The organism is Pelagibius sp. 7325 (genome assembly GCF_037652055.1).
Lineage (GTDB): Bacteria > Pseudomonadota > Alphaproteobacteria > Kiloniellales > Kiloniellaceae > Pelagibius.
The window spans coordinates 75,161-87,152 of sequence record NZ_JBBKAH010000001.1; the positions used below are offsets into that span (position 1 = coordinate 75,161).

General features: G+C 61.6%; 9 protein-coding genes. 5 read left to right on the top strand and 4 right to left on the bottom strand.

The features are described from left to right. Positions 1 to 3: 3 nt before the first annotated feature. From WDC82_RS00395 to WDC82_RS00415, 5 genes are all read left to right on the top strand, one after another. Entirely contained in the window at positions 4 to 1,053 is a 1,050-nt protein-coding gene (locus WDC82_RS00395; RefSeq protein ID WP_340115248.1) for a FecR domain-containing protein, read from the top strand. Positions 1,054 to 1,233: 180 nt separating this feature from the next. After that, a complete protein-coding gene (locus WDC82_RS00400) occupies positions 1,234 to 3,756 on the top strand; it encodes a TonB-dependent receptor (RefSeq protein WP_340115562.1) in 2,523 nt (840 codons plus the stop codon). A gap of 24 nt (positions 3,757 to 3,780) precedes the next feature. Further along, positions 3,781 to 4,068, top strand: a complete 288-nt coding sequence (locus tag WDC82_RS00405; RefSeq protein ID WP_340115249.1) for a DUF3649 domain-containing protein — start codon at positions 3,781 to 3,783, stop codon at positions 4,066 to 4,068. Between the two features lie 13 nt (positions 4,069 to 4,081). After that, positions 4,082 to 5,632, top strand: coding sequence for a PepSY-associated TM helix domain-containing protein (locus WDC82_RS00410; protein WP_340115250.1), 1,551 nt, complete (start codon positions 4,082 to 4,084; stop codon positions 5,630 to 5,632). Further along, positions 5,629 to 5,946, top strand: a complete 318-nt coding sequence (locus WDC82_RS00415) for a DUF3325 domain-containing protein (RefSeq protein WP_340115251.1) — start codon at positions 5,629 to 5,631, stop codon at positions 5,944 to 5,946. The genes WDC82_RS00410 and WDC82_RS00415 overlap by 4 nt, the downstream gene beginning before the upstream one ends. 38 nt (positions 5,947 to 5,984) lie before the next feature. On the opposite strand, the gene WDC82_RS00420 is transcribed toward WDC82_RS00415, so the two are convergent. The 4 genes from WDC82_RS00420 to WDC82_RS00430 all read right to left on the bottom strand — a co-directional run bounded on the left by WDC82_RS00420 (position 5,985) and on the right by WDC82_RS00430 (position 11,957). Next, positions 5,985 to 7,883 carry a propionyl-CoA synthetase gene (locus WDC82_RS00420; RefSeq protein WP_340115253.1) on the bottom strand — a complete coding sequence of 633 codons (1,899 nt, stop codon included), beginning with the start codon at positions 7,881 to 7,883 and terminating at the stop codon, positions 5,985 to 5,987. Positions 7,884 to 8,332: 449 nt separating this feature from the next. Further along, positions 8,333 to 10,186 carry a DUF3732 domain-containing protein gene (locus tag WDC82_RS00425; RefSeq protein WP_340115254.1) on the bottom strand — a complete coding sequence of 618 codons (1,854 nt, stop codon included), beginning with the start codon at positions 10,184 to 10,186 and terminating at the stop codon, positions 8,333 to 8,335. Positions 10,187 to 10,260: 74 nt separating this feature from the next. Next, the gene (locus WDC82_RS25160) at positions 10,261 to 10,764 is read right to left on the bottom strand and encodes a three component ABC system middle component (RefSeq protein ID WP_367576120.1); all 504 of its coding nucleotides are present in this window, start codon (positions 10,762 to 10,764) and stop codon (positions 10,261 to 10,263) included. Then, the gene (locus WDC82_RS00430; RefSeq protein WP_340115255.1) at positions 10,764 to 11,957 is read right to left on the bottom strand and encodes an ABC-three component system protein; all 1,194 of its coding nucleotides are present in this window, start codon (positions 11,955 to 11,957) and stop codon (positions 10,764 to 10,766) included. Before WDC82_RS00430 ends, WDC82_RS25160 begins: the two co-directional genes overlap by 1 nt. Between the last annotated feature and the right edge of the window lie 35 nt (positions 11,958 to 11,992).

Here is an 11,992-nt window from a genome sequence, read left to right on the forward strand (position 1 = left end):
GGCATGTCCATACAGCAGTCCACAGCCGAGGACCGGGCTTCGCAGGAAGCCACGGACTGGCTTATCCTGCTGCAGGAAGATCCTGACGATTCGGCCCTCCGGCAAAGGTTCGAGGCTTGGCTGGCGCAGAGTCCGGTGCACCGGCACGCCTGGGCGACCACCGAGGTTACGGCTGAGGCGATCAAGGCGGCCCCGCCCGCGTTCGCCGATCGTTGGCAGCCCGCCGTCGCAGCCAGGCGGAAAACGGCATACGTCCAAGCAACGGCTTCGACGGCGCCGGCCTCTGCCCCGTCCGGCCACCGCCCGTTCAAGCATCGTCTGTTTCAGCGCCGCCGGGCAGCCTTGCCCTTCGCCGCACTCGCGGCGGCAGCCTGCCTCCTGATCGCGATGCTGCCCGATATCCTGATCCTGCAGCAGGCGGACTACCATACCGGTACGGGCGAGTCCCTGACCGTGCAACTGGCGGATGGCAGCACGGTCTGGCTGGGGCCCGAGAGCGCCATCGCCGTCGATTACGATGTGGCGTCGCGCGGCATCCGCCTGCTGACAGGAGAAGCGTTTTTCGACGTGAAAGCGAATGCCGAGCGGCCGTTCCAGGTCGTGGCCGGGCCGGTACGGACGACCGTCGTCGGGACCGCCTTCGACGTCCTACGCGGCGATGACTCCGCCAAGGTCGCGGTCGAACGCGGTATCGTGCGGGTCGATCACACCGACAGCGCACCGCCGGTCTCCGAACGGCTGACCGCAGGCCAGACAATCAGCGTCACCTGGGCCGGCACGGCATCACGCGGCAAAAGCCCGGCCACAGCGGTCGCGAGTTGGCGCCACGGCCAGCTGATCGCCCAGGACCGGCCGATGGGCGAAGTGATCGACGCCCTGCGCCGCTATTACAGGGGATCGATCATTCTGACCGATGGCAGCCTCGCCGGCCTGCCGGTGACGGGGATCTATAACCTTTCGGACCCCGAGGAAGCCCTCCGCGCTGTGGCAGAGGCCCACGGCGCCAAGGTTCGACAGATCACCCCCTGGGTCGTTGTGATCCTCTCGTTGTGACAAATTAAGCAACGAACCCAATATCTTACGCCCATTCCGAAAAAATCTTAGAAATCCGCCCGGCGCCAGCGTTGCCTTAGTATGGGCAGCGAATGACACGCATTCGCATTAATGTGAAAAGCATCCGCGCGTCATGCCTGCCCCGACGAATCAACCGAGGTGGGGAGACTTTTCGTGAAAATGGGGGCCGTGAAGAGAGGTGCAGGGGCACAGGATGCGGCGAGTCAGGCTGCGGCAAGGTCGAAAGCAGAGCGCCCGCAAAGCGAGGCGGGCCAGCCGACCCCGCAGGCTTGCCGTGCGAACGCCGCGCAGACGCGGCGGCGGCGCAGACTGCGCCGGGCGGGATTGGCCGGCGCGGTGAGCGTCACCGCCGCGATGATGGCCGCGCCGGCGATCGCGGCGGATCCCGCTGCGGCGGGCGTCGAGATCGCGCAACTGAGCGAACGCTTCACCTTCAACATCGCGGCGCAGCCGCTGGCCAGCGCTCTTACACAGTTCGGACAGCAGTCGGGGCTGCAGGTGACCGTCGACGGCGCCATCGTCCGCGACCAGCGCGTGCCCTCCGTCGCCGGCACCATGACCGCCGAGCAGGCCTTACGCCAACTGCTGACGGGCAGCGGACTGACGTATCGCCTGTCCGGCAACACCACGGTCGCCATTCAGAAGGCCGCCGCCGATGACGGTGCGGTCATGCTGGACCCGATCGTCGTGGAGACCCAGGTCGAATCAGCCTACGGGCCGGTTGACGGATATCGGGCCACCCGCTCCGCAACCGGCACGAAGATGAACACGGCGATCATGGACACGCCGGCATCGGTCCAGGTCGTGCCGCGGCAGGTCCTGGAAGACCAAAAGGCGATCCGCCTGGCCGACGCCTTGCGCAACGTCAGCAGCGTGCACAGCAGCGGCACCACCGGAAACCGAAGCGAGAACTTCATCGTACGTGGCCTGCCCTCCAGCCGAATCGCCACCGACGGCTTCCTGAGCGCCGCCACCTTCGGCGATGTCGGCTTTCTCAACACGGGCAACATCGAACGCGTCGAAGTGCTGAAAGGCCCCGCGAGCGTGCTCTACGGGGCGGCCGATCCGGGCGGCCTGATCAACATCGTCACCAAGAAGCCGGAAGAAGACGCGTTCTATACCTTCAGCGGCACCTACGGCAGCTATGACCTGTACCGCGGCGACATCGACTTCAACGTCCCGCTGACGGAGGACGGCACGGTACTGTCACGGCTCAACGCGTCATATCAGAATGCGGACAGCTTCCGGAACTACTTCACGCGTGCCGAACGCTTCAGCATCGCCCCGTCGCTGACGTGGATGCCGAATGACCGCACCACGGTCGAGTTCAAAGCGGAATACTTTGAGCAAGAGCATCAGTACGACCGCGGGCTGGTCGTCGTCGACGGTGATCCGCTGGCACTGCCCATAGACCGCTACCTGGGCGAGCCGGGCGACCGGGCCAAAGCGGATGAACTGCGTGTCCAGGCAGGCATCGAGCACGCCTTGTCGGACGACTGGACGGTCCGCCTGCGGGCACGCACCACCGACTCAAACTCGAACCCGCAGGACACCTATCCCCTGGGCCTTCAGGTCGACGGCCGGACTCTGGACCGCCAATTCTACGTATTCGATCAGCACTTCCAAACCTATGCCGCCGAAGCCGGATTGGAAGGCAAACTGACGACGGCGGACGTCGAACACCATCTGCTTTTCGGCCTGGATACCCAGCTCACCCGCTTCCATTCCCAGAACTTCACCGCGACGGCGACGAGCATCGACATCTTCGACCCCGTCTATGGCGGCGACATCGGGCCGCTCACCAGCCTGGGTCAGCAGCAGCGCAACATCGATCTCTACGGCGGCTATCTGCAGGACATCGTCTCCATCGGCGAGCAGTGGAAGGTATTGGTCGGCGGGCGTTTCGATATCGCCAAGACCCAGTACCAGCGGGGAGAGACCTGGGTCACCGACAAGGTGGACACTCAATTCTCACCGCGTATCGGCGTGGTCTATCAGCCCATCGAGACCGTGAGCCTTTACGCCAGCTACTCCGAATCCTTTATTCCGCTGCTGAGCGGCCAGAGCGTCGGGGACGAACCCTTGGAACCGGAGACGGGTACCCAGGTCGAGATCGGCATAAAACACACGGCCTTCGACGAGCGGCTTTCGACGACCTTCGCGCTGTTCCAGCTGACCCGTGAGAACGTATCGACGAGTGACCTCGCCAATCCCGGATTCAGCATTCAGATCGGCGAGCAACGCTCCCGAGGCGCCGAATTGGAAGTCGCCGGCGAGGTGCTGCCCGGCTGGCAGGTGATCGGTTCGCTGTCCTACCTCGATTCCGAGGTCACCAAGGACAATACGTTCTCCGAAGGAAACCGTTTGCCCAACGTGCCGGAATGGAGCGGCAGCATCTGGAGCACCTACGCCTTGCAGGATCCCACCTTCGAAGGACTGGAACTGGGTGCCGGCGTCTTCGTCGTCGGCAAACGTGAAGGAGACCTGAACAACAGCTTCACTGTGCCGGGCTATGCCCGCGTCGACCTGATGGCCCGCTACGAGCTGGTAGAGGACGTCGATCTGTCGGTGAACATCTACAATCTGTTCGACACCGAATACGTCGAGGCATCCGCCAGTGCCCGGGAAATCTATACCGGAGCGCCATTGACGGCTTTGGCAACCCTCTCCGTCCGGTTCTGACCCCATGAGGTCTGCCTGCCCGCGATGACCGCCAAGACCGAAGGCGCCGCCATGGCCCTGCGCATAGCCGTCGGTATTGTCGGCGGCTATGCCCTGGCCTGCGCGGTGGCCATCTGGATTTCCTATGTCCTGCCCCTGGCCCGGGCCGATGCGGTCCTGACCGGTCAGCTCATCAGCTTCATCGTCTACGCCGGTGCCGTGCTGTGGGTCTTCGCCGTGCGCAGCGCGCTGCGCGCCACCGTCGGCATTTCGCTGGCGATCCTGGCGTTCAGCGCCCTCGCATGGCTCTGCGCCCCCGCGATCTCAGCGTGAAGGAGGCCGCATCATGAAGGGTGCGTTCCGCCCGTCGATGAGCTGGCTGCACACCTGGGCCGGTCTCGTTGTCGGCTGGGTACTGTTCTTCATCTTCCTGACGGGGACCGCCGGCTACTTCGATGCCGAAATCGATCGCTGGATGCAGCCGGAGCGCCCGCTGATCGAGCAGAAGGCAAGCGCCCCCCAGGAGGCCGACGGCGCGCGCCGCTTCCTGGAACGCCAGGCAGGGAATGCCGAACGCTGGCTCATCGTTCTGTCCGGCGACCGGCTGCCCGACGTCAGGCTGTTCTGGCGCAACCCGCCGACGGCGGCCGGCGCCGCCGCGGGAGAAGAATACCTGGAGCCGGCCACCGGCAATCCCGTTTCCTACCGCAAAACCGGCGGCGGCCAGTTGCTGTACAAGATGCACTACCGCCTGCACTACCTGCCCGAGGTAGCCGCCTACTGGCTGGTCGGGCTCTGCACCATGGCGATGCTGGTCGGTATCGTAACCGGCGTGATCGTTCACAAGAGGATCTTTCGCGACTTCTTCACGCTGCGCCTCGCCAAAGGGCAGCGGTCCTGGCTGGATGCGCACAACGGGCTCAGCGTCCTCGCCCTGCCTTTTCATCTGATGATCACCTATTCCGGGCTGATGTTCCTAGTCAGTTTCTACATGGCCCCGGTTGTTGTCGCGTCCTACGGACTGGAGGGCGCCGGCCGGGGCGTTTACTTCGACGAACTGTTCGAACGGGGCACAGGCGTAGCGCGCAGCGGCGAGGCCGCGCCGCTGGCGCCCTTGGGGCCCATGGTCGCTGAAGCGGAACACCGCATGGGCGTCGGCGCGGTCTCCTTCATCGATGTCAGCCATCCCGGCGACACCAACGCGCGGGTGGCGGTTACCGGTGGCGCGCCGCACCCCACGCGCCGGGACCAGCGTTTGCTGTTCGACGGTGTGAGCGGCAGGCTGCTCTCCGAGTCCGGGCCGCGCAGCGCGCCGCTCGTCGTGTTCGAAAGCCTGCTGGGGCTGCACGAGGGGCTGTTTGCAGGCCCCGTGCTGCGCTGGCTGTATTTTCTCTCAGGCGCCATGGGCACGGCGATGATCGCCGCCGGGCTGATCCTCTGGACAGTGAAGCGGCGCGCAAGAGCCGGCGATACGACAGGCTTTCGCCTGGTCGAGTGCCTGAACATCGGCACCCTCGCCGGGCTGCCGATCGCCCTTGCCGCCTACTTCTGGGCCAACCGCCTGATTCCCGTCGGGATCGATGACCGTGCCGCCTGGGAAGGGCACAGTTTGTTCCTCACCTGGGCCGTGCTGCTGATCCATCCCTTCCTGCGCCCGGCGGCGCGCGCCTGGCGCGAGCAACTGTGGCTCGCCGCCGCGGCCTTTGCCCTGTTGCCGGCGGTGAACGCGCTGACGACCGCGCGCCACCTGGGAATCACCCTGCCAGCCGGAATATGGGATCTGGCGGGCATCGACCTGGCCTTCCTGACGACCGGCCTGGCCTTCGCCGCCGCCGCGCTGGCGGTGACACCGCACACAGGCTCCGCCAGGGCGCCGCGCCGGAGACCGGCCGAATGACGGCATTGTCCCTGCTGCTTGCCTACGGGGGATTCGCCGGCCTTGCCCTGGCCCAGGAGCGGCACGCCCGTCAGGCCTTGCAGCGCACCCTGTCGAACCGCCTGCAGCAGTGGTTCCGCATGAGCGGGGCGCTCTGCCTGTCCGCTGCATTGATCGCCTGCATCACAGCGGCCGGCACCGCCAGCGGCATCGTCCTGTGGTGTGGCGTCCTCTCGGCTGCCGCGGTGGCACTGCTGCTGATGCTGTGCCTTGCGCCGCGCTGGTTCTTCATGCCGCCCTTGCTGCTGATCCCCTTTGCCTTCTCCGTGACATGAAACCGCCGGAGCCTGGCGAGAGGCCAAGGGACTAGACCTCACCCGCCCTTCGGATAGCCGATCTCGGCCAGGGTCGCCTTGATCTCGTCGAGGATCTGGGGGTCGTCGATGGTGGCGGGGACCTTCACCTCGGTGCCGTCGGCGAGCTGGCGCATGGTGGCGCGCAGGATCTTGCCGGAGCGGGTCTTGGGCAGGCGCTTGACCACCGCCGCCGACTTGAAGGCCGCCACCGGGCCGATGCGGTCGCGCACCATCTGCACGACCTCCTTCGCCACGTCGGCGGGCGAGTCGGTGGCGCCGGCCTTCAGCACCACGAAGCCGACGGGGAGTTGCCCTTTCAGCCTGTCGGCGACGCCGATGACGGCGCACTCGGCGACGTCGGGATGCGCGGCCAGCACCTCCTCCATCGCGCCGGTGGAGAGCCGGTGGCCGGCAACGTTGATGATGTCGTCGGTGCGCGCCATGACGTGGACGTAGCCGTCCGCGTCGATGATGCCGGCATCGCCGGTCTCGTAGTACCCGGGGAAATGCCTCAGGTAGGAATCGTGGTAGCGCTGCTTGGCGTTCCACAGCGTCGGGAAGCAGCCCGGCGGCATCGGCAGCTTGCCGACCAGCGCGCCGATGGTGCCGGGCGGCACCTCCTTGCCGTCGGCGTCCAGCACGCGCAGGTCCCAGCCAGGCACCGGCCTGGTTGGCGAGCCGGGCTTGACGGCCAAGTGTTCGATGCCCATGCAGTTGGCGGCGATCGACCAGCCGGTCTCGGTCTGCCACCAGTGGTCGATGACCGGCACCTTCAGCTGATCCTGCGCCCACTCCAGGGTGTCGGGGTCGCAGCGCTCGCCCGCCAGGAAGAGGACGCGGAACTTGGAAAGGTCGTAGTCGCCGATCAGCTTGCCGTCGGGGTCCTGCTGGCGGATGGCGCGAAACGCCGTCGGCGCGGTGAAGAGGCTGACCGCCCCGTGCTGCTGGATGACGCGCCAGAAGGCGCCGGCGTCCGGCGTGCCGACCGGCTTGCCCTCGTAGACCACCGTCGTCGCGCCGTGCAGCAGCGGGCCGTAGCAGATGTAGGAGTGGCCGACCACCCAGCCGACGTCGGAGGCCGACCACCAGACCTCGCCCGGGTCGATGTTGTAGATGTTCTTCATCGACCACTTCAGCGCCACCGCGTGGCCGCCGTTGTCGCGCACGATGCCCTTGGGCTGGCCCGTGGTGCCGGAGGTGTAGAGGATGTAGAGGGGATCGGTCGCGGCGACCGGCACGCACTCCTGCGGCGCGGCGGCGGCGACGGTCTCGGCCCAGTCGTGGTCGCGCCCGGCCTGCATCTCCGCGTGCGCCTGCGGACGCTGCAGGATGAGGCAGAACTCCGGCTTGTGGATCGCCATCTGGATCGCCGCGTCCAGCAGCGGCTTGTAAGGCACCACCCGCGTCGGCTCGATGCCGCAGGAGGCCGAGAGGATGGCCTTGGGCCGCGCGTCGTCGATGCGCGTCGCCAGCTCGTTGGCGGCGAAACCGCCGAACACCACCGAGTGCACCGCCCCCAGCCGCGCGCAGGCCAGCATGGCGATCAGCGCCTCCGGCACCATCGGCATGTAGATGATGACGCGGTCGCCCTTGGCCACGCCGCGCGCCGCCAGCGCGCCGGCACAGCGCGCCACCTGGTCCTGCAGCTGGCGGTAGGTGAGATGCGAGACGGTGTCGGTGACCGGGGAGTCGTAGATGATCGCCGCCTGCTCGCCGCGCCCGTCCTTCACATGACGGTCGACCGCGTTGTAGCAGGTGTTCAGGGTGCCGCCGGCAAACCAGCGGTAATAGGGCGGATCGGAATCGTCGAGGACCTTGTCCCACTTCTCGATCCAGTGAATGTCCTCCGCCGCCTTGCCCCAGAACCCCGCCGGGTCCCGCATCGCGGATTTGTAGACGTCGTCGAAACGCCCCATGGTCACATCGCTCCCATTTGTGGGCCCTGGACCGAGCCCTTGTTCTTTCGTGGCCGTGCCCGCCCCGGCCTTCACCCTGAGGAGAGGCCCCAAAGGGGAGCCTCATCCTGAGCCCCCAAAAAGGAGCCTCATCCTGAGGAGCGCCGGAACGGCGCGTCTCGAAGGACGAGGCAGCCGGGCTGCGCCCGGCTTCAACGTCGCGGGGGCCGCCCGCCCCCGCACCCCCGGATTTGCTTTCATTTCCGGGGGTTAGCGGTTCCAGGCAGCCAAAAGCCTTGACCCGAGAATACGTCCGAGAGCAGGCGAAAAAAAGCCTAGCGACGGAGGGGGAAGAAGGCGTTGAGATGGATCAAGGGGGTATGTTTCTACGCCGCGTCAAACTGGCCTTGGCGAGTTCAATCGACCCCGCCCATAAGCCTTTGTGGCTGTTTCAGATTCGGCGAAGCGCCCTACGCATACCAACTTGGTGGAACTAGGAATCTACCGCGTCTCCATTCCTCAACTATCGCACGCTCAAACCAGTCCTCATTCAAATGCGCATGATCCAACACAATCAACTGCAATCCGTTGATGACTTGACACTCGCGATGCATTAGCTCGAACAATGCATGTACAGCATGTCGATCTTTGTCCTCCAAAGGATCTAAGCTTCCTTCTTGGTCACGCTCCGCTGGATAATGAGCTTGCGATGGCTGATCGAAAATGAGAACCCCAGGAACTGGTCGATCCCGCTTCCGAAACCACCAATGCAATGCAAGGTACGTCAACACGTGATAGCCAACCCAATTTTCACCACTACCCATTCGATTGAGTGGAATTGGACCATCATCGGTATCAGCGACGACTGTCAATTTCTTAAGATCAAGCCGCAGCGCACTACCACTGTGCTCCAAATCCAACGCCTCAGCATAGATTGACATTTGCTTGCTGATTAAGTTGAGGTAGGTGTCTGTTTTCTGCGCAATTTCATCGATATCAACAGCCGCTTCAAGAGCTTGCACCCTACGCTTAGCTGCTTCAATCTGGGGCACTAGGTCTACGGCAACATCAGGTGGTCGGATGCCGTCTATAAATGCTCCGATACGACCCACCACCCGCGCGCGTTCCAATAGAATATCCTGCTGGGCTCTTGCCCGCTCATCTTCAGCAATTGCTCTCGCCAAAGAAGCCTGCGTTTCCACTAGCGATTTCTCTAATGCGTCGCGCTTACTCGTGAGCTGCTCAAGATGCCTTTGCAGGTGAGGCTGCTCCAGCTCTACCGATTCCAATTGCCTTGTCACATCAGAAAGCGCCGCTTCGATCTGTATTGATGCTGGCGTTGGAACAGCTAGTTCAGACTCGCAAACGGGACAAGCATGCCCTAAGTCTGCCCCAGACTTGAACAAGCCAATCGCGCTAAGCCTAGCGCGCTGCTCGCTGCGTTCGCGAGAGTATGCGCTCTGCTCAGACATCAAGAGTCGCGCTGCTCGCAATTCTTCCGACGTCTGCTCGAGGGCCTCGCGCAAAGTCCCCTGCTCTTCGCGCAACCGATTAATAGTGGTGCCGAAGTCTGGAAGCGAGACGTTAGTTGCCAAATCGACCTGACTTGCCGCGCTTAGGACTTGCAGAGTGTCATCAACTACGACCGGCTCAAACTCCTGAGGAACGATATTGACACGCTTGCCGTCATTGATCAGCCGACGGAGCCTAACCAAGTCAACAACCTGCCGTTCTTCCTGCAGAGATGCCCGCTGCTGCAACTCCGCCAATAACTCCCTAGCCATATCGAGTTCATGCTGCCGAAGGAAGTGTTGATCATCGACCGCTCCAAGAAAGTATGGCAGGGTATCCTTAATGGCTTGCGGGATAAATTGCTCACCTTGTCGATGGAAGAGTCGTTCTCGATTATCTATTTCGTCCTGCTTCTGAAAACATAAAAAAAGAGCGTGTCGGATAGTTGCTTGCAGCGGCAAACGAGTGCCGCTTTGGGGGCGATGTTCATTTTCCGTTATGCCAACGAACCGTGTCAGCATTCGGACAATTTCACCCTCAACCACATTCGATTTGAGTTCGTCGAACACCGGCGGAGCTTCAAAGGCACCTCTTCGAATGTAAATTTCGCCACCACGATCGGTGCCGGGCCCCGGATTCTTCCGAGCAATAAACAGAACATCCTCACCCTTAACAACCTCAAGACCGAACCACGACACATAGCGCCGAACAATACCCTCAGCAACGTGACAATGACTGCGACCTAGACAGTAGTCGATAATATCAATAATTGCCGACTTTCCCGTCTTCGACTCCCCCGTAATGACGTTCAACCCCTCCATCTTAAACGGGAGGGTCCTTTGTTCCCCTTGGTGCGAGTACAGAACTATCGACTTGATTCTCATGCTCACGGTTTTATACCCCAACTAGATAAGATAGTTGACGTCGTACCCGCCTTTGCGAACCATCGCCCAAGCAGACGAGCGCTCGAGACACAGCCCTGGGCATCATATGTCAGGCTATGGATGAACTTCTGTGACACAGCCAATTTTTGTGCACCGAGTTGCAAGCCGCCGTCTGTCGAAATTGTCAGAGCTCCTTTATCAATGCAGAAGCGAACCGCTTCCTGAAGCGTCGGCCGAAGACCCTTTGCTCTCTGAACATACCCGACCATGACTTCGGGGTTCCGTTCGCGCCAAGTGTACATTGATGTTAAGGTCGTTGAAGGGAGTGCATTCCGCGTCCTTGCATGCAATGCAATCGGCAACCCGCAAAATGGGAGCACAAATGGACAGGGAGCAGCAGTACTTTTCTGATACTCCTTCACGAACTCGATGGCGAGCATTCCACAGAATGCCGGATTAAAAAGTGTTGCCTCTTCCTTCGGCCTAGCATCCCATTTTGGAAGCATTAGCCATCACCTTTTGATTTCTTCTCAGAGAACAAGGCCTGATAGTCGGGATGCCAACCCACCCTCACACTGTCTGCAAGAATCTGATACGAACCGGTACAAAGCCAACGCTCATGTCTATTTCGAAAAGGTAGCTCGCTCCGGTTGGCCCAATGATATAAGGTGCGCCCAAAAACTTTTTTTAGGTCGTCTGATGACAAGTCAGCAGTATCTTGCTGAGCCAATGATTCACTCTGCCAGCGTTCGATAAGCGCTTCGTCATAGCGGCTCGATTCACCGTCAAGAAGGACATTCTCTCGTGCCCACGCAGTTCGTTGCGCTGAGGCTCGGTAATAGTCGCGCTTTCCCAATTCGACGACGGGGTCAGAGAGACCAACGCACTTCATCTGTTTGACGAAGATGTGGTTATCAGATGCGAGTTCCGCGTCCGGAACTTCTGAGACCTCTTGGTGGAGCATGAGATCACCCATACGAAATTGAGAAGCGATCTCGTCGATTTTCTGTCGAAGCGACAGAAGAGATATCGGCGGTGCCGACGCATCGGTTAGAGCTTTGACGATAGTCGCAAACCACCAACCTTCCAAGTGATCGACGAGCTTTGCAACGTGTTGTGCCGGGGAAGCGAAAGCTAGTCTTTCTTCAATCTCGCTGCGCACATCAGTAATTGTTGGAGCATTATCATGGACCACAATTGCTGCAACGAGATCTTTTCTCATCTGACTCGGCAAAGACAGGAAAGCTTCCCGGGCGACTGTTGTCGCCTTGTTGCTAGATGAAGCAGCGATTCGACTCAAGATATCGAGAGCTTCTGCTTCGTCATTATCATTGCGACCAACTCGCAACTTCGCGGCTACAGAATCTTTCGGCGCCGTAGCAGTTGTGATAATCGAAAACTTGCACTCATACAGGGCTTGAGGATTCGAAACGATCTGTTCGCTCCAGATTCGCAACGTCTTCCAGAGATCTGAGCTAGCATCCGTGAGACTAGATGCAATAGAATGATGTTTGAGTTGAAACTGCGATGTTATTCCGGCTGCAGTCTCAAAAGAGACATCGTCAAACTTTTCGACGCACAAAAGACGATTCGGGAATCGAGCGCTTTCTTCAATGGCGAGTAGAAGAGCTTCTCTGCACTGATACAGATAACCGACCATAGATGCAGCCGCGCTGTACTTAGACGGACCATTTGTCATCTCAGCTGAGGCTCTTACACATGTTCGCCCAGAAA

Excerpts from the sequence above, each read along its gene's own strand:
- WDC82_RS00395 (WP_340115248.1), top strand. The coding sequence starts at position 4 with ATGTCCATACAGCAGTCCACAGCCGAGGACCGGGCTTCGCAGGAAGCC.
- WDC82_RS00400 (WP_340115562.1), top strand. The coding sequence starts at position 1,234 with ATGGGGGCCGTGAAGAGAGGTGCAGGGGCACAGGATGCGGCGAGTCAG.
- WDC82_RS00405 (WP_340115249.1), top strand. The coding sequence starts at position 3,781 with ATGACCGCCAAGACCGAAGGCGCCGCCATGGCCCTGCGCATAGCCGTC.
- WDC82_RS00410 (WP_340115250.1), top strand. The coding sequence starts at position 4,082 with ATGAAGGGTGCGTTCCGCCCGTCGATGAGCTGGCTGCACACCTGGGCC.
- WDC82_RS00415 (WP_340115251.1), top strand. The coding sequence starts at position 5,629 with ATGACGGCATTGTCCCTGCTGCTTGCCTACGGGGGATTCGCCGGCCTT.
- WDC82_RS00420 (WP_340115253.1), bottom strand. The coding sequence starts at position 7,883 with ATGGGGCGTTTCGACGACGTCTACAAATCCGCGATGCGGGACCCGGCG.
- WDC82_RS25160 (WP_367576120.1), bottom strand. The coding sequence starts at position 10,764 with ATGCTTCCAAAATGGGATGCTAGGCCGAAGGAAGAGGCAACACTTTTT.
- WDC82_RS00430 (WP_340115255.1), bottom strand. The coding sequence starts at position 11,957 with ATGACAAATGGTCCGTCTAAGTACAGCGCGGCTGCATCTATGGTCGGT.